The organism is Rhodococcus sp. MEB032 (genome assembly GCF_030208925.1).
GTDB classification, from domain to species: Bacteria; Actinomycetota; Actinomycetes; order Mycobacteriales; family Mycobacteriaceae; genus Rhodococcus_F; species Rhodococcus_F qingshengii.
Map to the genome: position 1 here is coordinate 81,062 of NZ_JARVSY010000017.1, position 19,759 is coordinate 100,820.

The following is a 19,759-nucleotide window of genomic DNA, read 5'->3' on the forward strand; positions in this document are numbered from 1 at the left end:
AAGGCCGTATAGCCTTACTGCAGAACCACTGCGGAGGGAGGCGAATGGGGAGCTCAGGCGATGAACAAGGAGGCGGAGAATCGCGCCCGACGGGGAGATGGCTATGGTTTCGCAACAATTACGGCGTTCCCCCAAAGGGGCGTGAGGAGTTTGACAAGTTGCCGAGCGTGGCTCAGGCCAAATTGACTATCGCCATGAACCGGCACCTCGTCGGCGAATCACGCCTCCTGGGCATCGATCATCTCGGTGGCGCCATCTACGAGATTTGCGTGCGTGTGATGAATACGCCGTACTGCGTCCTCTTCATTTTCTGGGGCCCGCACCGTGTAGTGCTGACAGCGTGCAAGAAGAGCCAGCGCGCAACTTTCCCCCACGATAAGGAGCGGGCCGAGTTGCGCGCCCGGCGATGGATCACTCTTTTTCCGGAGTGTTGTGCAGGCTAAGCACATCGGAAGTCACGCAAGGCCCTCGTGTGGCGCCCTCATCGAGCCTAGTATAGGTTGCAACCGATGTAGGAGCGCTGTCTGTACAAATTACCTCTATGTGGTTTGAGCACGTCACGCTCGATGAGTCAAGGAGACCGAATGAACGAAGCGACTCGCGAAGAGGCACTACACGCGATCCTTGCGGATGATCTCGAGTTTCATACCGAGGTGGCCTCCGCAACGAACCCTGCTTTTCGGGCAGCACTCGATGACGCTGAGCGACTGCAAGAGGTCCTCGACAAGCTGGTCAAACTGAGGAAGGCGCTCGGATTGACACAGTCCGAGGTGGCACGCAGGATGGGCGTTCGCCAACCGACGGTGTCGGGATTCGAGACAGAGTCGAGCGATCCGAAGCTCTCATCTTTACAGCGGTATGCGCGCGCTGTCGAAGCTGAAATCCAATTCGTGGTCTCAATGCCGGCGAATTGCGATTGGGTCGCTGATCGGGGACGCGCGTACAGAGGGGTGTCCGCATCCGCGCCTCGTGCAGAGGTTAAGCAAACCGCTCTTGCGTCGAGGTGGCTGGCATCTGCAATTGAAAACAATTACGGACTTGCTGCATGAATGATGCACAGTCGCTTGTAATCCAGGAACAGGCATACAGAATCAACGCGCGCGCAGAAGTCCGTGATGTTCGTATGCTCAGTGCGCAAATCGAACTTAACGAGATGCCGTCTCCGGGCGGATCGCTGACCTATGATCTAGATTCGGAACCCGAAGTTCAATATTCTGCCGGTGACGATTTTTTTGTCGTGCGCGTCAATTATCGACTAGTGATAAGAGATGTTGAGAAATGCGATAATGAGTCATCCGAAAAAGATTCGAGTGCGGATCCGGAGAATCGTATCGCTGAAATTGTTTTCTCGCTTGCAGGACTATTCGCCTTGTCCATGCGGGAAGGCGACCCACTGCCTGCGGACGAGGAGCTTGAGGCATACAGCCTGACTACCGGGCAGCTTCTGCTGTATCCCTATGCTCGGGAGTATATATATGACTCGACTGGGAGGCTGGGGCTTCCGGCTCTGTCAGTGGGAATGCTCAAGCTTCCAGTCAAGCGAGGCTAGGTTGTGGGTCAAATTCCATTATTCGACTGTGATTAGTGTTGATTTCTTCGAGTGCTCGTTATCGATTTGCAACTTCCGTGCTCACGGTTTGGCGGGCGGCAATGCGCATTATCGGCTGGCGGTAAAATATTGTATTTTCCGGTTTGAAACATCGGTAAGGCGCTCGGTTTCGTAAATTTATCGTTTGAGAAGCGCCGGTTTTTGGGAAACGGGTTATGCGGAATAAACATATGACGGAATTTCCTGTGCCTTGTTTTCGCGGTTTTGCGGAGAACATCGATTAAACCGGGGATAGGAAACCGTCAGCAAATCTACGTGCGCGCGAATCGCCAAGGTCATCGCGGCATCGATTGCGGGGGAGCCCGACGGCTCTCCGGTAGAACCACCCCGCAAACGAAGAAGTGTCCCCTGCCGCCCGCGCATCTACTGCCTCCAGGTAGCGACGGTCCATGCCTTTCGGGGTGAGTTCATTGCACGGAGAGCGCCCACAGACAGAGGTGCCGACGGAGGTTTCGAGGACGAAGGCCAGGATTACGGTGTCACCCGAACCTGGGGGCTTCGCCCGATTGAACGGGGCAAGTCCTTTCCGCATCCGGTTGCGTCAGGCCGTCGTGCTCGACAGCCCAGCTAACGTGGCGAACAGTGCGAACGCTGGAATCGAAGCGACTATCGTGGCTAGTCAATCAACTTAAGGCGTCAGAGCAGGTTTTAGGTTGATTGACGTGTAGTTGAGTCGATGGTAGGAGGATTAATGTCTTCGATGGGCGACCTGATGACGGAAGCGCTGAGTAGGCTCCGTGGTGCGGACCTGAGAATTGGATCTGGCGACCTCGAGGACTTACTCGTCATACTTCCGGACCGCCGCGCCGTGTCTGTACAGATGAAGGCATTCACCTCACCGCCGCGACCAAGCATGGTCGAGCAACTCGTCCGGATTCAACGGGAGCAACATCCCGAGAAAAAGTTACTGCTCGTCGTACCTCGGTCGACCCCCTATCTGCGGGAACTGGCAGCGAAATCGACGCTTCATCTCCTTTCGCTGGAAGATCACATCGTCGCCATCGACGGCATTGAGCGCTCCGGCGACGTCGAGCCCGACGCCGTGCCCACCCCGCGGCGACGCGGGCGACGTCCCTGGCTGCGGTGGGCGCTCGAACGGATCCTGCTGCTCTCGGATCAGCCCCTGGCCTTGAACGTATTGGCCGACAACCTCGGTTCGTCCCCGCAATCGGTATCCAAGGCATTGAAGGGCCACCCGTATGCTCGGCGAACCGACAGCGGCTGGATTGTCCACGACAGACGCGCCTTGCTCGAACACTTCCTCGACGATTATCCCGGAGCGGGAGGGGCCTCCACCTACTGGTACGGGCTCGATCCCCCGACGCGACAGATCGACCAAGCCCAGCACCTGAGCGCCGACATGGGAGTCGACTGCCTGCGGACCGGCGACATCGCAGCTGATCACTATGCGCCGTGGCGCCTGCCGGTGACAGCAGCGGTCTACACCCGAGAGCTGCTCGACTTCGTGCCGGCCGGATTCACATCCGCAACACGCACCGAACACACACTGGTGGCAACCGTGCCCGAAGATCCGACGGTGTGGCGCACGGCCACTGTATTCGCAGGCAGCGCACCGGCTTTTGTCGACCCGATCCTGGCGCTGCACGACGTGAGTCGGAGTCAAGGAACGGACGCGCTGGAAGCCGCCGAGCATCTACGAGATGCCATCCTCGGGGATGCTCTGCGTATCGGTAAGGAGCGGTAGTGACCGAAATCTTCATCGGTGCCGCATCGAACGCTGCAGACCTGGGGCTGCGGGCCCTCTCGGATCTGGCTGCTGCGGCCGAGGGCTATGAATACCGTGTCATCGGTGGACACATGGTTCACATCCTCAGCCATGTCTACCCCACAGTGGAAGCGACTCAGCGCGCCACCGTCGATGCCGACGCCGGAATCTCCACAGAGGTGGCAGGCGGACCTGATCTCGACAAGGGACTCCTCGATCGCGGATACACGCGGGTCAACGGCAACCGGTGGGAAGCACCTTCCGGAGATCCCGACAACCCTCTTGCCGTGGACCTGCTCGTGCCGTCCTCCTCGGGCAAGAAGCTTGAAACCAAGATTCTCGGCGAGCACAAGTACGGGTTCGACGCCATCCCGGGATTGGAGTTGGCGCTGAGCTCGACGCCGCGCCACGTGACAGTTCATGCGCGTCTGTACAGGGGCGAGTCGGAAACCTTCGAGGTATGCGTTCCCGACGTGGAAGCAGCGATAGTGCTCAAAGCCCTCGCATGGGATAGTCGCTATGCGCCCAAAGACATCGAAGACCTGTGTTCTCTCATGGCCATGGTCCATCACCACCGCGAAGAAATCGTCTGGCGACTTGATAAACCCTGTCGAGGAGCCAGAGGGGATGCCGCGCGGGTGCTGCGGGGGTTGTTCGACATGATCGATCGAGGCAGGCGAATCGCCGGACTGCGCATGCCGGCAGCCCAGTTCGGCGCCCTCATTCAACGGCACGTACATATGTAGTGGCACGGTCAGCGGGCCTTCGGACGCGTCGTCGTCGTACGCCTTGTCGAATCGCACATTCAGGTGAGCGGGTTTCCGCCTGACACGCCGACGACTTTCCCAGTGGTGTAACTGGGTTCGCCGGTGGTGAGAAATGCATAGTGCCCTCGGTGAGATGGTGTCGCACGATTGTCGGAATCTGGATGGCGATCTCGTCGAGATGGCCGTCTATCCGTGAATTGAGCACGCCGAGAATGGCTTACCGTGGTGGCAACACGGTCCGATGCGGTCGCGGTCGCGGATTTCGTAGCAAGGAAGTAACGCACACAGCCTGCGACGGATCCTCGGTCTCCTACCGGAGCCGCCGACTACGACTCGGAAGAGTTGTGGGCGTCTGGTTTTCGTGGGTCGATGGTGCCGGTGCATCCGTTGGGGCAGTCCACGAATCCTTCTCTGGTGGCGACGGGTGCCGGGTGTGGATCTGCATAGAATTCGAGCACCGTGATCGTGAGGGGCACGCCGCAGTGGTTGCAGTTGCGGCCGTGTTCGGTCACGACGACGGGAACGGTGCTCATGGTTTTTCAGGGTAGGAGATTGTGCGAGCATCGCATCTCGAAACGCGCGCTCCCATTGTCGACGTCCAGATCCGTGGGGTGATGCGAAAAGCCATCGGCTGGGGGGTGGTAGGTGGCTGATCCGCCTGCGTCGGCGAGGCCTCTTGGCCGGATGCTTCTTGCTTTCATCGTGTTCCGGTTGTGTTGATGTGTCGGCATTAGGGGAAGTGGCCTTCCCCGCTCGGGAACTGTGGTGGGGGTGGATCTCTCCTCCTTTCTGCTGTGGTGCTGCTCGTTCTGGCGGTGGTGGGCCGGGTGTGGGTGATTCGCACGCCGTATGCGGTGGGCCTGGATCAGCGGTGGTCATGGTGGATATCGTCTGCGCCGTGCACCTCGTCGCCGCGGTCGCTGTGGCGATGTTGGTGCCTCAGGTGTCTTTCCTCGACAAGAGCGGAGAGTTCGAGGTCATCGTGCTCGACCTCCTTGAGAATCAGGGAGCTGTTCTGCCGGGGAGTTGGAGATCGGCCCGTTCGATATCCTTCGCACCGGTATCGCACCCCCGATGAGGTCTACTTCATCGACAACACAGAATGTTCACCACGATGCAGGGGGTGGGTGTAGTCACCCACCGAGGCACCCTCTGGGTTCGGCGACCTCTCTGCAACGCATCTCAGCGGCCCGGGTACGCGTTCCCTGCGGTCTGGCGTGACGAACTGCCAGGCGGTCCGGACTTGGCACCTCGACACGTATCCGACATTGCCATGTCGCCATGTCGGATGTGAGCTGCATGCCAACTGGCAGTCAGGGTGCAGCCACGAGGGCTAGGCTGCTGCCATGTCCGCGTGGATCGAAGTGCTGACGGCTCTGACGGCCGGCCCGGTGTTCCTCTGCGTGGGACGATTCAGGAAGTATGTGCGCAGGATGCTTCCGAGTCTTTCACGGGCGGGTTCGCTTACAGCGGGCAGCCTCCGATGATGGTGGTGCCGGGTCATGGCTGCCGGGTCTGGCGGCACGGGAACAAGATCCGCGTCGAGAACATCGACGGAAAGCCCATTTTCGTCAGTGATGGGGTTCGGGCGTGGGATTTCACCGGCCGCTCTGATCGGCCCCTGGTCGGCTCGCCCGACCGCGTGATCTATCTAGGTCCCAGTCAGTTCCTGTTGCATGGCCGCACCGTGGCTGAATGGACCGGGAACGATTTCGCTCAACCCGTCGGGGATGGAGTTCGCTGGACGCGATTGTTGGACGGTGCAACCCACACCGCCGGAAGGCAAGCCGTATCCACTCCGGATCTGGGTCGATGTCGAATCCGGACAGATGCTCGGCTACCGCGTCGACGAGGTAGGGGAAGGCTCACAGTTCGTCGACCTTGCTGTCGGCGGAACACTGGATGAGGAACTGTTCGTGTGGGACGGTCCTGCCCTCACACAGGAGGAGCGCCAGCAGTCGCTTCGAGAGGAGCATCGAGCCGCGCGACGCGAGCAGGCGCTGTGGTTCACCGGCAACGTGAGCAGCGCCGCGCTGACGGTGCGAGTGCCCGTCGATTTCACCCCGGACAATGTTCGCTTCACGGATTCCGGAGGTTTCGATGCTTCGAACGGTGCAGCGATGCTCTCCCGTCGCCCGGGAAGCACGCAAGGATGGCAACCGAAATGGGGCGTGCCCCACTACGTCTGGTCGACCCCACAGTGGGACTGGGCAACAGGGACGATCCATGTCAATCTGGACAGAGCCGCGGTCGAAGAACTCCGACAACACCTGCATCCGGGTAAACTGGTAGACCGCGATCGAAGGATCGATCGGCCGGGGCGACGGCGTACCTAGCGCATGCCCTTAATCGGGTCCTGCCTCCAGGCCCAGTAGTTCATGACCAGGTGGTAGCGGCACCGGGGTCCGCCGAGATTTTCGACAATGAGGTCGCCATCACGGCAACCTGGGGTGTGGCCGGGGGAGTAGACCCAGCCCGACTCGCTGTCGAAGCCTCGCCGTTCGTCGGTGAAATGCACTTCGCCTGTGGGCGTTTCGTAGACACGGTCTACTTGGAAGCGGCTGATGCGCTGACTTTCGAGCGTGTGGGAGACTGAGGTGGCAGCCTCGATCTCTGCATGGGTGGCGCCGCTGACATGGGCGCGATTGATCTCGATCGGCAAAGGGGCCGGTCCCTCGTCGCAGTGGGGAGGGACCGGCCCGATGTGCCGTCAGCTTTCGTCTCAGGAGGGCGTGCTGTTTTCGGAATGTCGATGGCGGAGTGTGTATGTCAGGTTCAGAATTCCTGACAGTAGTAGTCCGCCGCCGATGTAGCCGATGAAGACAGGCGAGAAGATTTCGTTGTCGAGGCGGTGGCTGTTCCACCACAAGAGCCCGAAAACTACTGCGGCCAAACCCAATGCGGTGGAAGCGACCTGAAAGGCCAGTCCGCGGGACGAGAGAACTGTGGAAAAGACCGCTGCCAGTCCTGAGAAGATGCAGAGGAAGATGAATACCGCGAACCAGGTACTCGAGCCGATCGCCTTCCCTGCAATCACAGCGGCGACGATACCGGCGGCGAGCAGTGTCAACTCAGGGATCGGCTTGCGGTTGTCCGTATGGGAGGTCACTACTTAAATCCTATCGCCGAAGTGTTCAAGATCGAGTGGCGGACTGTCTTCCTTTGCTCAGTTGTTGAGGTGACCTCCCCATTCGCTCGGGTGGCGAAGTACGACTACCTCGTAGTAGGACCGGGCAGTGGTCTTGCATGCATTGCGGGTCACGACGCTCCATCCTCTTGAGTACACGTTGTCGCATACGGTGAGGAGATCGTCTTTGAACTGACGGTTGCACTCGACATATGCGGCGGAATTGCCTTCGTTAGCTTCGTAACACATGTCGTGTCTCGCACAACCGCCACTGAAATCAGCATTTGTCCCAGGGGAGGGGAACTGGTCAGGAGAGCTCGTGCAGTAATCATGCAAGCTTCCCAGGTCAGGATCGTAAATGTAGTTGGCCGGCACGCTGATTCCGCCGTCGTTCGACGAGCGTTGCGCCATTCCCGAGCCGCTCCCGTTAAGCACTTCCTCCAAATCGAAACCATTGTCAGCGGCATATCGTTCGAGGGCGTCCAGAAGTATCTGGTTGACCTGTTTTCCGACCAGCTCGGCAGAGCCGACGTTGTCCAGGGTCTGCGTCAGGTTGATCTGACCTGTTTGGAAGTTCTGGACAACATCGCCAGCGGTATTGAGGTATTCCCCGCTGCTGGGATAGCCGTATTGACCTGTCTCATATCCAGACAAAGACCACAGACCTTGAATCAACCCACCGATTTCGTGGGCACCGGTGGTCGGGTGCCAGTAGACGACGCCTCGCTCGAAGTGATTCATGCGGCCCTGCCCGTCGGGCAGGATTGTTTCATCTGAGGTCGGGTAGCCGAGTAAACCGTCGTCGCCCTCAGCTCCGAGGCCGTTCCATTTGTCTCGAATTGCACCGCCGACGAAGTACGCCTCATTCAGTCTCCAGTAGACGGTTCCGCCTTGGAATTCCTGCCTGCGGCCGATTCCATCGGGGTTCACGATTTCGTCGGTGGTGGGATACTTCAGCGGTCCAGCTTCCCATCCGTTGCGTTGCCAGGCGGCGAAGAAGTGATTGGCCACTGGGTGGGCGCCGGATGCAGCGGACCAGTAGATCGGTCCGTTCTGAAATGTCTGGCGACGCCCGAATCCGTCTGGGTTGACCAATTCGTCTGAGGTCGGCCACAGCAGGAAGCTGAACTGGGCGCCTAACGCGTTGTACTTGTCTCGAATCGCGCCGCAGACCCACTTGTCCGATGGCCAGTACTGCTGGCAATCCGGCCCCGGTGCAGGCCCTCGTGCCGCGGCACTTTGTCGTTGCTGGAGTTCGAACTCGCGCACCTCGGCTCGATCGGCATCCTCTTTGGTGAACGGTTCCGGCCATTCCTCTCGGTCGGAGCGCATCTGATCGGGAATTATTGTGCTGTTGGGGTTTTCGGTAGGAAGGCCGCTGTAGGGGATCTTGGCACCCGGTGGGGGTGAAGTCGGGGCTTCTGACGATATGTCTCCCGTTTGTGGTGCAGTCACGCCGGTGGGAGTAGTCGAGGGTTCGCTCGTGGCCGTCTTGGTAGTCGTCTCGGCGCAGGGAGGTGATGTGGTCGTCGACGTCGTCGTCGGGACGGTGGTCGGGGATGTCGAGCGGCCGGTGGTCGGTGCGCATAGCTTTGGCGTGTCATCCTCGGGGGAGAGGTTCACAGTGCTGGTCGGCGCCGATGTGGGTGTGATGGAAGGCTGGTTCGGTGCCGGCTGGGCCAGGGCTGTACCCGCACCTGTCGCGCAAAGCAGCGCGGTCAAGGACAGTGTGGCGAACGACAGGGCCCCGCGCGGTCTGCGCTTGCGGCGAGGTGGTGCAAAGGCGTTGGAAAATCTCACGAGATACCCCCCTTTTCTCGAAGTCGCGGTGGACGCCGCTCTTCGTAGTCTTAAAGAGAACCTCATCCTCCACAAAAGAAACATGCATCACTTTGGTAACGAAACTAACGACTTGCGAGTGCCCCAAAGCTTCGATAGACTGACCGCCCGGTTTTTGGAATTTCGATGAAACGCAACAACTTTGACCGAACCGGCTCCGCGACAGGGCAGTTGTCGCTGTGTGCATCCATGCGACCAGGCAGATCTTGTCGCCCCATGTCAGCCGTGTCGGTGGCGACGCGCTCGCCTGAATCCACTGGAGAGAGCTCATGTCCAGGGCCGGCAGGTTGTTGGTCCACACGATGTGGAACTAACGATGTGGAACTGCGGTGAATTGTTGGCGGGCATGTCGCGGCGTGTCCGTTGCAGGCCGCTGCACTTCGGGCCTATTCAACACCCCAAGTCGAGAGAGAAACCTGATTTCACGAAACGGATGTACTGGTGAAGGTGTTCATCGGGTGGGCGAGGGATAGTCCAAGCCAGCCCTGATCGCAGAGACGGTTTCGCGAACTCTCTTCTGACTGTGAGCCGGTCGACGTGACCGTAGTGATCGCGCCGACCGGCGAGCTATTACTGCAGAGGGTTCGGTCGGTTCACGGCGGAATTCGGTCGACCTCGGGTCCGGAGACAACGAGTCGGGTGGGTTCGAACTTCATCACCTGGTGTGCAATCAGTTCCGGGGGCCTCCGAGTCGGTGGGCAACCAGTGGGTGCACTATTGGTGCTGAGTCCGGATCCGGGTAATTGCGGCGACATCGCCAAGTTCGTGGACGACGAAATGAGCCGTTTCGGCGAGCGGCACTGTCGAAACCTTTCGTGACATTGCCGCCAGTCGTTGCCCGCCGGCACCCGACTCGAACTACCGCCGAAGGCAGAGCGCTCCGAAGGAACTGTCAGTACCGATCTGCGCCTGCTCGTGGCGCAGTCCGTCGCAACCTGCTCGGCACCGGCGACACCTCCCGTACGTTGTCACGTGCCGAGCATGTGGTCATGTGTGAACGAGGAGATCTTGGCGGTGTACGCGAATTACGAACAGTGACAGTGGACGGGCGGGTTCGTACAGGGATTGCTACGCTGCCTCCAGCAATTCACGTATCTCGCTCTCGGTGATGTGGCGGGGTTGGCAGAAATGGTGTGGTCGAGCATCGCTCTCGAGCGCCGTGAAGCACTCGCCAACCTCAGCCTCGAACATCCACGCATTAACGTCCGACCACATTGGCTGAACGTCGACGGACCGACCATGTTGGAAGCCACGAAGAAGTACCATCTGGAAGGTATCGTTGCCAACAATATTTCCTCGATCTACCAGCCCGGCAGGCGATCTCGGGGTTGGTTGAAGACCCCGTTGCGGGCTAATTGTGAGGCCGTATTGTGCGGATTCGTCCCTGGCTCGGGTGGCGCAGCAGGCGGAGTCGGTTCGTTGATCCTCGGGGCCCACGACGACTCAGGATCGCTTGTCCATGTCGGAAATGTTGGCACGGGCCTGACGGATCGACAGCGCCGCGAACTGCGAGCCAAGCTCGTCGAACTCGAACAGTCCATCAGCCCGTTCGCCATCGAGCCGCCGAGAGCCGTGACCCGCAATGCATCCTGGTCAAGGCCATTTTTGGTGTGCGACGTGGAGTGCCGGGAGTTCACTGGCGGTAGCCTGCGGCACCCATCCTTTCGAGGGCGGCGCGACGACAAGACCGCTGATGAGGTCAAGGTGCCATTATTCGATTCAGATGCAACATGACTCTCGATCTGTGGCCACTTGTTTTCCCAGGAAACGGCGCGATGAGGAATCGGATCGACCGTGCGCCACCAGCTTGTTCAGGCATCGCCACACCTAAGCGCATCAATGTTGCAGCGGATGCAACACTCATTTTCTCGTTTGAATGCAGCGATCACACTTTGGAGGCTCGGATCGAAATGCGGTTCAGGACCCCGACAAACACTCGGAAGTTCTCGCCCCCACATGTCCCGTTGACGGAGGGCCGATCGACTGTTCTTCGGTGTGACCAGTAACCGCTAGGCTGCGGCTATGACAGCCTGGATCGAAGTCCTCACGGCGCTGACTACCGCCCCGGACCTTCCCCTCCGAGGGACGATTCACGAGGTTCGTGTCGAGGGTGCTCCCGAGTCGTTCAGCGGTGGATTCGCCTACAGTGGACAACCTCCGATGATGGTGGTGCCGGGTCATGGATGCCGGGTCTGGCGGCAAGGCGACAAGATACGGGTCGAGAACATCGACGAAGAACCTGTTTTCATCAGTGATGGTGTTCGGGCTTGGGACTTCACCGGCCGTTCCGATCGCCCCCGGGTCGGCTCACCTGATCGCGTCATTTATCTCGGTCCCAGCCAGTTCCTGCTCAGACGACGAAGCGCGGCCGAATGGGCCGGTCACGACTTCGCTCAACCGGTTGGGGAGGTGGAGGTCGCCGAGTTCGTTGGACGGAATTGTTGGACTGTGCAACTCTCGCCACCTGACGGTAAGCCGTACCCGCTCCGCATCTGGGTCGATACCGAGTCCGGGCAGATGCTCGGCTACCGTGTCGATGAGGTTGGGGAGGGCTCACAGTTCATCGATGTCGTTATCGGCGAACCGTTGGATGAGAGGTTGTTCGTTTGGGACGGCCCGGCCTACACGTCCGAGGAGCATCAGCAGTTGCTCCGCGACGAGCATCGAGCCAAGCAACGTCAGCAGGCGCAGTGGTTCACGGAGAACGTGGCGGATGTCCCGTTGAGGGTGCGCGTGCCCATCGATTTCACCCCGGAGGATATTCGTGCAACGGATTCCGGAGGTTTCGATGCATCCAACAGTGCAGCAATGCTTTCCCGCCGCCCGCGCAGCGCCGAAGGATGGGAGCCGAAATGGGGTGTGCCCCATTATGTCTGGTCGACCCAGCTGTGGGACTGGGCGGCAGGGACGATTCACGCCGATCTGGACAGCGCAGCGGTTGACGAACTCCAACAGAGTTTGCATCCAGGCGAACCGGTAGATCGCGGCCGAAGAATAGATCCTCCCGGGCGTGGACGAATCTAGTCCATCCTTGGTCCGGGTGCCTTAGCCCGTGATCGAGGTGTCCATTCCGGGGCGGAATACTGCACGTTTCGAATATTGCACATCCGCCAGTCGACCTCCCCGGTCGTCACTGATCTGGATCAGGAACGTATTCGAGGGGGCTTTCAGATGATCGCAGGTGGTTGGATCTGGTGGCTTCCACTGCCGTGGGAATGGCGGATAGCTCTCTCCGAGGTGACTCCGTGCGAGTTCGGAGGCACACAGTGTTACTGAAGCCCCGGTAGATATGACGAAACCGCCGGAACCTGAAGGTGTCCAGCGGCTTCACAGGGTCGGTGCCAGTCTTGCGCCTCTCGGCAAGTGGCCGCTCGAAGCGGCATTTCTGGGGTGGTACCCGGGGCAAAGAACCGAACACCGACAGCCTCTACAACGAACCAAGGCAGAGAGTTATTCCGGTGCGCTGACCTGCATCGAGGTCAGTCGTCACTGCCGGCCAGGAAGGTCGACGTCGACAAGAAGTCGGGGGTGATCTGCACGCCGGTGTAGTTCGCGGCCATCGCAAAGGACGCTTCGATGATATGGAATTTCCCGTCCGGTGACGGTCCTTCACTGTCGGGGTCCAGTCCGACTTCCCTCATCCGCGATTGCCACCCCTCCGGCATCGGGTTCAGCCCTGCATCGGAACCGAAGAGGGGGTCGAACTGCACGGTATGAACTCCGTCCTGCCACAGGTCGAAGGAGGATGCTGCTTCGACGTCGCGCGAGTGTGTGAGCACTTCACGTCCCACCGACAAAGGCACCATCAGTTCGTCGTCCGAGCCGGCCCACGCCATCGGAGCGATCGCGATCGTCCAGCTCCCCAAGGCTGCGGCGCCGACGACCGAATACTCTTCCCATTCGATGTCGTTGATGCCTTGCAATCCGCGGAATTCCCCCAGGTCACGCACGGTCATCGCTTCGATCACGGCTGCCGGCGTTGCGTCGCGCACGTAGGTCACGTGCAGCCCGTTCTCGGTCCACGGATAGTCGCGGAAGAGCCACTCGAAGTCGCGATAGGTCTTCATGCACGAGTCCTTCCAGACGGCGTGTGGACGAGAGGTCAGGATTCCCGCATCGTCACCCGGGCGAGCATCTGCTCCATCTGCGGCCACCCGAGAGCGAGGTTCGATCCGTTCATCTGGACTCGTGTGTTCCACTCCGGAGCGAAGGCATCGAACATGATCCGGGCAGCAGGAGCGAGTACGTTCCGCTCGACGGCGACAAGGTGTCGGCATCCCAACGGAATTCCCCGTCGACGGAATCGGGTTCACCGAACACCGACGTCAGACGCTCGGACACATAACCCAGATCCGCCAGCTCCGACGCAGTGTAAAAATCCTTGCTCATTACTTCCTCCGAATCGCCGATCGACCGTACACTTCATCGTGCCGCAACATCGCGCCGGACGGGCCTCACGGACGCGTGAAAGTGGCCGGGAGAGGGGTGTGTGACCGGTGTAGGTCGAATCCGGGCAGGTGTGGTTCTCTGACGCTGACAGATGCACTGCGCCGGAAGGCGAGACGACTCCAGGAGCGGCGATGTTGGCGATGAAAACAATCTGCGAGAGGTGCCGCACCTCCCTCGACAACGCCTCCGCCGCAACAATATGCAGCTACGAATGCACCTTCTGCGTCGACTGCTCAGCGGCGATGGACAACGAGTGCCCGAACTGCGGCGGCGAGTTGACCGCGCGTCCTCGTCGCATCGCGCAAGGCCGAGTGATTCGTCGGGGATGGGCAGGTCGAATCGGTAGCTATCTCGCCCAGCGCAAGCCTTCCGGGGTCCTCGAGCTCACCGATGCCGAGCGGGATCTGATTTCGCAGATCAAGGCCACCGACGGGGAAAGGTTGGCAGCGATCGAGGTGCGTCATATGCGTCCCGACTGCACACCGCGAGAAGCTCTCATCACCGTTCTCACACTTCGCGGGGAAGACGTGTTCCGAACCCCTGCCGGCCACGCGCACGAGGACGAAGGTCGCGCCGACGGGAAACCGCAGACGCTGTGACCGACGAGCACACCATGCCCGCACGCTCCAGATTCCGCGCAGCCGGGGACCGGGCAGCAGCGCGTCTGCGGAAACGAGCCGAGTGGGCTGCCGTCGCGGCGCAGCGCCGAGCCGCCCATGACCGGGCCTACGAACAGTGGGGCACCGGCGCGCTGGCCCCGTACCGGATCACCCGCGCACTCGACGCCGCCGAGCTGTACGGCCCCGACGTCGACATTGCATGCGGGGCACAGGAGCCGGCAGTCGACGAATGGGAGGCCGGCACCCGCTACCCCTCGTTCGAGCAGCTCCTCGCCCTGGCCGCGCTGACCCACCAATCCCCGGACTCGTTCATCGCACGCGAAGGCGACGAGGACCTCGACCTCCGAGAGACCACGATGTGGTGCCACATCAGCAAAGCCGAGCAGCCGCGTTGGCGACCCCCGATCACCGAATTCACCGCCGCGGCCGTCGAGGAATGTCCTGGAACCAACGACTACCGCGCCACCCACCTGTTCTGACATGCCCACACGAAACGGAGAAGAACCTTGCAGCACGTGGCACTCGACGAAATCCAGATCACCCCTCAGACCGAACCGGCACCAGCGAGCAGCGAGGTTTTCGCATTCATTGCCCGCGAAGGACGCACACTTGCGGTCAACCTTTTGGTCGGTGCGGAAGATTCTCGCAGCACTCCGAGGGCTCGGCGGGCGCGATGGGTTCTCCGACGACGTTCGACACTGTCGTTCACTACGGGGTAATCGCGTCGACCGTCGCGGCATTCAAGGGGGAAAGGACATGGCCGACGGTATAGCCCCTATGTCCCATATGGGGTCCGTCGATGCAGTACGGGCAAGACGGAGCCGCGAGTGACGACGCATGAGCGAGACAAGAAGTGCTACAGGTGTAGTGAAAAGTCATGGCTAACAGGGGGTTTGATGATGACAAGTGATGAAAATGAATTCGACGCAGCGCTCAACCGGGGACGCGTCTACGACAATGCGGCGCAGTTGCGCGCTATCCCGGAGGGAACGCCGATCACTGATTCTGAAGGTCGGCACTGGATCCGCGGATTCAACGATCCGGCCGAACGGTGGTGGCGTCGCCGACAGGCTCCGAGGCTGATCCGGGTGGAAATCGGGGGCGGTCACGACCGGCGCCCGTCGTCGGAGATCCCTCTCCCCGCCAGGCGTGCAGTGATCGAAGATTTCTGGCCCACGACCCTTGTGGAGGGCTCGGGGATACCCATGTCGATCGGGGCGATTGCTGGAGGCTGTGTCGGTGGTGACCCCGGCCTCGCGCTCTGGACTGCGGCAGAGAACGGAATCAGCGCACTGACCCCCAGGACGATCGAATCGATCCCCGCAGGATACGTCGGTGGTAACCCCGAACTCGCGTTCTGGGCTGCGGCGGAAAACTGAATCAGCGCAGCGGATGGAAGCAACCCCGTATCAGCTGAGCGCTCACACGCGCTGGGGTTCCTCCACGGCACCCGACATCGCGAGCGATGCATAACGCCCAATTCGCGGACTACCTGTCGACCCCGATTCGCCGCGATACCGGCGAATATCGGGAACCCCTTCACCTCGACGTCGTGGAATGAAACAGACGAAAAATTCGTTGGCGAGCAGCTGAGAAGATAGAAGTCATCGGCATCTCGACAGAGGAGAATTTCGTGCAGCAAGGCGACCAAGTGAGAATCGGGACCGAAGGCGTCTCGGTGTTCACGATCGTCAGCGTCGACGAGGACGCTCACACCGCAATCATCGAATCCACCGCGGACGCACCCGGCAAGTGCCCGTTTCCTGCGAAGCTGGCCAATCCTGTGCCGGCATCCTGACGGCGCGAACGAACTAGGCGAGGAAAGGTGCCGTTCGCTGCTGGCACGCTCGGGGTGTCGCACGGTGCCGTACGAACAGGGTCGTCCGATTCGCGGGTGTATTCCGCTGAGGAATCGTTCGGCGAACGAGATCCGATCACGCATACTGAGACCGTGCCTCGCAGGTAGGCGATAGTTCACCGGGAATCAATCTGAGTAGTGCTATGCCGAAACGCAGAGGGAGACAGCTATGTCCGCAGAAATCGCCGCTGCGCTCATCGGAGCGGGGTTAGGCATCTTTGCCACGTTCGCGGGCGCACTGATCCAACACAATCTCTCGCGCGGGCGTTTCGAGTTCGAGAAGGAAGAAAGACGACGAGAGACTCAGCGACGAGCAATTGCCGAGCTGATTACAGCCGGTACTGACTTCGCCGAAAAGGTACACCTACTAAGCCCGGACGTTGAACGGTCCGTCACCGCGGAGAACCATTCGCCCGAATGGATCGAATTCACTGCCGCAACGCAGGAAACTCTCGGCCTCATCCACGGCCCTCGAAACGCTTTCTACCAAGCACTTTTCAACGCACGTGTAACGGTGATCGACTCCCGGGTATCGGACAAGGTAGAGGCATATGGCGACGCCGTAAGCGAATTGCAGAAGCTCGTCACACACTCCATCCATGCGTTGGAACGCACCACCAGTTACGAACCGGCGCGTGCTGAGACCGCGATGCCGGCGTACTTCGACGCATTCAAGGCACTCATGGAAGTCAGTGAGGAACGACTTCGACTTCAATGAGCAATGTCCGATCGCGTGCCACAGCAGGGGAAGACGAAACAGATAGAGCGGCAGAATGATCGATAAATACCTTGCAGACTCTTGCCTGGCCAGGTGTGATAACGATTTGTGACACGGTGCACTGGCGTCTTCGTTTCGTTGTTCAGTTGGCGGGACGCTGAGGGTCCAAGAGGCTGGCTGCGAGAACCGCGCCATGAATACGACTGGAAAGCAGATGTTCTTTCGTAGTCGCTAGATGTCTTCGCAGCAGCGCACTTGCCATGTCGGCATCTCTCGCCAAGGCTGCATCCACAATCTCTCGATGCTCTGCCTGAACGTCGCGTTCATCGTGAGTCATGGGTACTGACCAGCGTCGGTACAACTCGGCTTCTTGGCGCAAGCTGAGCGCAATGTCGAGAAGCCGCTTCGACGGGCACCCGGCGAGCAGCGTCCGATGAAATGTTTCATGTCGATCCGTCCACTGGGCAACGTCGTTATCGCTCGCGCCTGCACGAGGTACCGGCAGACGACTCAGTAGATGATGACTACCGACGACCTCCGCTTCCCACTCTGGCGACCCGTGGGTTACCGATTGGCTCAAGACTGTCGATTCGACCTCCATGCGAGCAGACGTAAGATCTGTCAGTACGTCTGCAGAGAGCTCGACCACGGCATACCCTTGCCCGCCCTGGTTGGGCTGGGATGCAACGAGGCGCTCGAGTTTGAGGTGCATGAGTGCCTCCCTCGCTGCGCCGACGCTTGTTTTGTAGCGCTCGCAAATATCTGGAAACTTCAGGCGCTCTCCCGGCGCGAGACGAGCGGCGAAGATATCTGCCTTCATCTGTTCGTAGACGAGCTGGGAGCGGGTGCGCGAGGAATCCCTGGTTGGCATCAGGACAGGTTATGACCAGAAATCACAATATCCAAATACTTTCGAAAGATAGTTGACATCTCGAATGTTGGTCGAGCAGGATGTGACGGACCCGGGACCCGACCCCTGCACGAGGAGTGAGCATGCGCATTGCACAAATCAACGGCCGAGCTGCGATGATTATCCGCGCAGATGAATACGTCGACATCGCAACGGCAACCGGTGGACGGTTTCCTTCGGATATCGCTTCGCTGTATGCGCACTGGGATGAACTGAACGCGTGGGCGAGTGAAACTGATTGTGTAGGATCGGTTTTCGACAGCTCGATGCTCGAGTGTCCTGTATCTGGTGCACGTCAGATCTTCGCGATCGGACTGAACTATGCGGACCATGCACGAGAGGCAGGAGTCGTGCCGCCTTCAGAACCCGCGGTTTTCACGAAGTTTCAGACCTCACTGGCGGATCCACTCGGCGTGGTCGTTCTTCCTGACGGCAACGTGGACTGGGAAGCTGAACTAGTTGTGGTCATCGGCGTTGGGGGACGGAATATCTCAACAGAGAGGGCATGGGACCACGTTGCAGGACTGGCTGTTGGACAGGACCTCTCGGAAAGACGCCTTCAGAAAATTGGTGCCCTGCCACAGTTCAGCCTCGCCAAGTCGCACGCCGGGTTCAGTCCGGTCGGTCCGTACCTAGTCACACCCGACGAGCTTCCGAACCCCGACGACCTCGCAATTGGATGCTCTCTAAACGGTGAAGATGTCCAGAAATCACGGACTTCACAACTTGTGTTCCCCGTCGCGACGCTGCTCTCGAAACTCTCGGCGGTGGTCGAATTGCTGCCTGGTGATGTCATCTTCACAGGTACTCCCGCCGGTGTAGGAACGGTAATGACTCCACCGCGCTTCCTCAAGCCAGGAGACATGCTCACAACTTACGTCGAAGGCATCGGAGAAATATCCCAAACCTTCGTGTCCGCAGAAGGTCTATAGGAGGTAATGATGGGTCTGCACAGGATTCAATCAGTCACGCTCGGCGTGCCTGATGTTGCGATGGCAACGGACTACTACGAGGATTTTGGTCTCACCCCGAGCGGAGATGGATGGTTCTCCACGCGTGATGGTGGCAACCAGCTTCGGTTGGTTCATAGCGACAGACGACGACTCGTTTCCGTGGCAATCGGCGCCGACGACGAGGACGACCTCGGACGCATCGCGAAACAGCTTGAGCGAATCGAAGTTTCGTCATACAGCAGTACGAATGCGATTGAGGCAACCGAGCCTGTCACTGGTGTACGAGTCAAGGTGGAAGTATCGGACAGAATCATTCAGCCCGATATCCCGGCCCCCGGGTACAACACGGTCGGCTCGCCGGCACGTTTGAATCGGCGAGCGGAGGGGATCGAGAGGGTTGGGCCGGTACGGCCACGCAAACTTGGGCACGTAGTCATCGGTTCGATCGATCAGGCGGTCAGTCAACGATTCTTCACCGAAGGGATCGGGCTAAAAGTGAGCGATGAAATTCGGAATGAAGCTGCATTCATGCGCTGCTCAACAGATCATCACAACATCCTCGTGAGTGCGGCTCCGGTGAATTTTGTTCACCACACATCGTGGCAGGTCGACGACATAGATGAGATCGGCCGCGGTGCTACTCATATGCTTTCAGAAAATCCCGAGCGGCACATCTGGGGGCTGGGTAGACATCACATCGGATCGAATTTCTTCTGGTATTTGAAGGACCCCGCAGGCAACTTCACAGAGTACTACTCCGATATGGACTGCGTGGTGGAAGATGCACTCTGGCACCCGCGGGTGTGGGAGGAGGCCTACGCATTGTTTAGCTGGGGGCCAAAGCCACCTCCCTCTTTCCTCAACCCCGAAGACCTCGCTGGGTTGATGTCCGGCTCACACTCCGTGTGAACGAATCGGTACGAATTGTCTCGATTGCCGCGCTTTGTGCGGTTTCGCTGGTGCGGTAACGATTCATCCATCCAGTAGGGGCTTGAACTGCGAGTAGGCTACCTAGCGGTTGAATGAAATTCGGATAAATCAACTGCACGGCCCGATTCGGATCCGGTTTGAACTGGTTGCTGTGAAGATCTCGGCAATGGAATCACATTGCGAAAATTCTGCTCTTCTATTGTGTACCGAAATTTGCACTAGTAGTGCGATCAATATTCGACAACATATGTCG

General features: G+C 59.6%; 23 protein-coding genes. 16 read left to right on the forward strand and 7 right to left on the reverse strand.

The window, feature by feature from the left end:
• Nucleotides 1-584: 584 nt before the first annotated feature.
• The 4 genes from QRN54_RS33640 to QRN54_RS19530 all read left to right on the forward strand — a co-directional run bounded on the left by QRN54_RS33640 (nt 585) and on the right by QRN54_RS19530 (nt 4,081).
• Nucleotides 585-1,049 carry a helix-turn-helix domain-containing protein gene (locus QRN54_RS33640; RefSeq protein ID WP_350318883.1) on the forward strand — a complete coding sequence of 155 codons (465 nt, stop codon included), beginning with the start codon at nt 585-587 and terminating at the stop codon, nt 1,047-1,049.
• Nucleotides 1,046-1,549 carry a SecB chaperone gene (locus QRN54_RS19520; RefSeq protein ID WP_285182871.1) on the forward strand — a complete coding sequence of 168 codons (504 nt, stop codon included), beginning with the start codon at nt 1,046-1,048 and terminating at the stop codon, nt 1,547-1,549. The genes QRN54_RS33640 and QRN54_RS19520 overlap by 4 nt, the downstream gene beginning before the upstream one ends.
• Nucleotides 1,550-2,300: 751 nt before the next feature.
• Nucleotides 2,301-3,314: a hypothetical protein gene (locus QRN54_RS19525; RefSeq protein WP_285182872.1), complete on the forward strand. Its 1,014-nt coding sequence runs from the start codon at nt 2,301-2,303 to the stop codon at nt 3,312-3,314.
• Nucleotides 3,314-4,081, forward strand: a complete 768-nt coding sequence (locus QRN54_RS19530) for a hypothetical protein (RefSeq protein ID WP_285182873.1) — start codon at nt 3,314-3,316, stop codon at nt 4,079-4,081. Before QRN54_RS19525 ends, QRN54_RS19530 begins: the two co-directional genes overlap by 1 nt.
• Before the next feature lie 347 nt (nt 4,082-4,428).
• On the opposite strand, the gene QRN54_RS19535 is transcribed toward QRN54_RS19530, so the two are convergent.
• On the reverse strand, nt 4,429-4,635 hold the full coding sequence (locus QRN54_RS19535) for a hypothetical protein (protein WP_285182874.1): 207 nt from the start codon (nt 4,633-4,635) through the stop codon (nt 4,429-4,431).
• 296 nt (nt 4,636-4,931) lie between these two features.
• Here QRN54_RS19535 and QRN54_RS19540 point away from each other — a divergent pair, with 296 nt between their 5' ends.
• Both QRN54_RS19540 and QRN54_RS19545 read left to right on the forward strand, forming a co-directional pair.
• Nucleotides 4,932-5,180 (forward strand): hypothetical protein, encoded by a 249-nt coding sequence (locus tag QRN54_RS19540; RefSeq protein ID WP_285182875.1) that lies wholly within the window; start codon nt 4,932-4,934, stop codon nt 5,178-5,180.
• Between the two features lie 682 nt (nt 5,181-5,862).
• Nucleotides 5,863-6,438, forward strand: a complete 576-nt coding sequence (locus tag QRN54_RS19545) for a hypothetical protein (RefSeq protein ID WP_285182876.1) — start codon at nt 5,863-5,865, stop codon at nt 6,436-6,438.
• Here the strand turns inward: QRN54_RS19545 and QRN54_RS19550 are convergent.
• From QRN54_RS19550 to QRN54_RS19560, 3 genes are read right to left on the reverse strand one after another with little or no spacing between them, the layout of a single operon-like run.
• Nucleotides 6,435-6,764 (reverse strand): hypothetical protein, encoded by a 330-nt coding sequence (locus QRN54_RS19550; RefSeq protein ID WP_285182877.1) that lies wholly within the window; start codon nt 6,762-6,764, stop codon nt 6,435-6,437. The genes QRN54_RS19545 and QRN54_RS19550 overlap by 4 nt on opposite strands.
• 60 nt (nt 6,765-6,824) lie before the next feature.
• Nucleotides 6,825-7,211 carry a hypothetical protein gene (locus QRN54_RS19555; RefSeq protein ID WP_064689828.1) on the reverse strand — a complete coding sequence of 129 codons (387 nt, stop codon included), beginning with the start codon at nt 7,209-7,211 and terminating at the stop codon, nt 6,825-6,827.
• Between the two features lie 57 nt (nt 7,212-7,268).
• Complete coding sequence (locus QRN54_RS19560) at nt 7,269-8,498, reverse strand: phospholipase A2 (RefSeq protein ID WP_285182878.1); 1,230 nt, start codon at nt 8,496-8,498, stop codon at nt 7,269-7,271.
• Nucleotides 8,499-8,712: 214 nt separating this feature from the next.
• Here QRN54_RS19560 and QRN54_RS19565 point away from each other — a divergent pair, with 214 nt between their 5' ends.
• The 3 genes from QRN54_RS19565 to QRN54_RS19575 all read left to right on the forward strand — a co-directional run bounded on the left by QRN54_RS19565 (nt 8,713) and on the right by QRN54_RS19575 (nt 12,092).
• On the forward strand, nt 8,713-9,198 hold the full coding sequence (locus QRN54_RS19565) for a hypothetical protein (RefSeq protein WP_285182879.1): 486 nt from the start codon (nt 8,713-8,715) through the stop codon (nt 9,196-9,198).
• A 998-nt stretch (nt 9,199-10,196) separates the two neighbouring features.
• On the forward strand, nt 10,197-10,802 hold the full coding sequence (locus tag QRN54_RS19570) for an ATP dependent DNA ligase (protein ID WP_285182880.1): 606 nt from the start codon (nt 10,197-10,199) through the stop codon (nt 10,800-10,802).
• Nucleotides 10,803-11,090: 288 nt separating this feature from the next.
• Nucleotides 11,091-12,092 (forward strand): LolA family protein, encoded by a 1,002-nt coding sequence (locus QRN54_RS19575; protein ID WP_285182881.1) that lies wholly within the window; start codon nt 11,091-11,093, stop codon nt 12,090-12,092.
• Nucleotides 12,093-12,547: 455 nt separating this feature from the next.
• On the opposite strand, the gene QRN54_RS19580 is transcribed toward QRN54_RS19575, so the two are convergent.
• Nucleotides 12,548-13,135 carry a DUF6461 domain-containing protein gene (locus tag QRN54_RS19580; RefSeq protein ID WP_285182882.1) on the reverse strand — a complete coding sequence of 196 codons (588 nt, stop codon included), beginning with the start codon at nt 13,133-13,135 and terminating at the stop codon, nt 12,548-12,550.
• A 109-nt stretch (nt 13,136-13,244) separates the two neighbouring features.
• A complete protein-coding gene (locus QRN54_RS19585; RefSeq protein WP_285182883.1) occupies nt 13,245-13,457 on the reverse strand; it encodes a hypothetical protein in 213 nt (70 codons plus the stop codon).
• Nucleotides 13,458-13,648: 191 nt separating this feature from the next.
• On the opposite strand from QRN54_RS19585, the gene QRN54_RS19590 reads away from it, so the two are divergent.
• From QRN54_RS19590 to QRN54_RS19610, 5 genes are all read left to right on the forward strand, one after another.
• Nucleotides 13,649-14,116 (forward strand): DUF1272 domain-containing protein, encoded by a 468-nt coding sequence (locus QRN54_RS19590; protein ID WP_285182884.1) that lies wholly within the window; start codon nt 13,649-13,651, stop codon nt 14,114-14,116.
• A 14-nt stretch (nt 14,117-14,130) separates the two neighbouring features.
• Nucleotides 14,131-14,616 (forward strand): helix-turn-helix domain-containing protein, encoded by a 486-nt coding sequence (locus QRN54_RS19595; protein WP_285182885.1) that lies wholly within the window; start codon nt 14,131-14,133, stop codon nt 14,614-14,616.
• Between the two features lie 417 nt (nt 14,617-15,033).
• Nucleotides 15,034-15,516 (forward strand): hypothetical protein, encoded by a 483-nt coding sequence (locus QRN54_RS19600; RefSeq protein ID WP_285182886.1) that lies wholly within the window; start codon nt 15,034-15,036, stop codon nt 15,514-15,516.
• A gap of 272 nt (nt 15,517-15,788) precedes the next feature.
• Entirely contained in the window at nt 15,789-15,935 is a 147-nt protein-coding gene (locus tag QRN54_RS19605; RefSeq protein WP_285182911.1) for a hypothetical protein, read from the forward strand.
• Between the two features lie 229 nt (nt 15,936-16,164).
• Complete coding sequence (locus tag QRN54_RS19610; RefSeq protein WP_285182887.1) at nt 16,165-16,713, forward strand: hypothetical protein; 549 nt, start codon at nt 16,165-16,167, stop codon at nt 16,711-16,713.
• A gap of 142 nt (nt 16,714-16,855) precedes the next feature.
• Here QRN54_RS19610 and QRN54_RS19615 read toward each other — a convergent pair whose 3' ends face one another.
• A complete protein-coding gene (locus QRN54_RS19615; protein ID WP_285182888.1) occupies nt 16,856-17,584 on the reverse strand; it encodes a GntR family transcriptional regulator in 729 nt (242 codons plus the stop codon).
• A 122-nt stretch (nt 17,585-17,706) separates the two neighbouring features.
• Between QRN54_RS19615 and QRN54_RS19620 the strand changes: the two genes are divergently transcribed.
• A complete protein-coding gene (locus QRN54_RS19620) occupies nt 17,707-18,555 on the forward strand; it encodes a fumarylacetoacetate hydrolase family protein (protein ID WP_285182889.1) in 849 nt (282 codons plus the stop codon).
• Nucleotides 18,556-18,564: 9 nt separating this feature from the next.
• On the forward strand, nt 18,565-19,485 hold the full coding sequence (locus QRN54_RS19625) for a VOC family protein (protein ID WP_285182890.1): 921 nt from the start codon (nt 18,565-18,567) through the stop codon (nt 19,483-19,485).
• Nucleotides 19,486-19,759 lie beyond the last annotated feature (274 nt).

What these genes read in the sequence shown, in the direction of transcription:
- QRN54_RS33640 (WP_350318883.1), top strand. Translation starts at nt 585, where the DNA reads ATGAACGAAGCGACTCGCGAAGAGGCACTACACGCGATCCTTGCGGAT.
- QRN54_RS19520 (WP_285182871.1), top strand. Translation starts at nt 1,046, where the DNA reads ATGAATGATGCACAGTCGCTTGTAATCCAGGAACAGGCATACAGAATC.
- QRN54_RS19525 (WP_285182872.1), top strand. Translation starts at nt 2,301, where the DNA reads ATGTCTTCGATGGGCGACCTGATGACGGAAGCGCTGAGTAGGCTCCGT.
- QRN54_RS19535 (WP_285182874.1), bottom strand. Translation starts at nt 4,635, where the DNA reads ATGAGCACCGTTCCCGTCGTCGTGACCGAACACGGCCGCAACTGCAAC.
- QRN54_RS19570 (WP_285182880.1), top strand. Translation starts at nt 10,197, where the DNA reads ATGGTGTGGTCGAGCATCGCTCTCGAGCGCCGTGAAGCACTCGCCAAC.
- QRN54_RS19575 (WP_285182881.1), top strand. Translation starts at nt 11,091, where the DNA reads ATGACAGCCTGGATCGAAGTCCTCACGGCGCTGACTACCGCCCCGGAC.
- QRN54_RS19580 (WP_285182882.1), bottom strand. Translation starts at nt 13,135, where the DNA reads ATGAAGACCTATCGCGACTTCGAGTGGCTCTTCCGCGACTATCCGTGG.
- QRN54_RS19585 (WP_285182883.1), bottom strand. Translation starts at nt 13,457, where the DNA reads ATGAGCAAGGATTTTTACACTGCGTCGGAGCTGGCGGATCTGGGTTAT.
- QRN54_RS19590 (WP_285182884.1), top strand. Translation starts at nt 13,649, where the DNA reads ATGTTGGCGATGAAAACAATCTGCGAGAGGTGCCGCACCTCCCTCGAC.
- QRN54_RS19595 (WP_285182885.1), top strand. Translation starts at nt 14,131, where the DNA reads ATGCCCGCACGCTCCAGATTCCGCGCAGCCGGGGACCGGGCAGCAGCG.
- QRN54_RS19600 (WP_285182886.1), top strand. Translation starts at nt 15,034, where the DNA reads ATGATGACAAGTGATGAAAATGAATTCGACGCAGCGCTCAACCGGGGA.
- QRN54_RS19610 (WP_285182887.1), top strand. Translation starts at nt 16,165, where the DNA reads ATGTCCGCAGAAATCGCCGCTGCGCTCATCGGAGCGGGGTTAGGCATC.
- QRN54_RS19615 (WP_285182888.1), bottom strand. Translation starts at nt 17,584, where the DNA reads ATGCCAACCAGGGATTCCTCGCGCACCCGCTCCCAGCTCGTCTACGAA.
- QRN54_RS19620 (WP_285182889.1), top strand. Translation starts at nt 17,707, where the DNA reads ATGCGCATTGCACAAATCAACGGCCGAGCTGCGATGATTATCCGCGCA.
- QRN54_RS19625 (WP_285182890.1), top strand. Translation starts at nt 18,565, where the DNA reads ATGGGTCTGCACAGGATTCAATCAGTCACGCTCGGCGTGCCTGATGTT.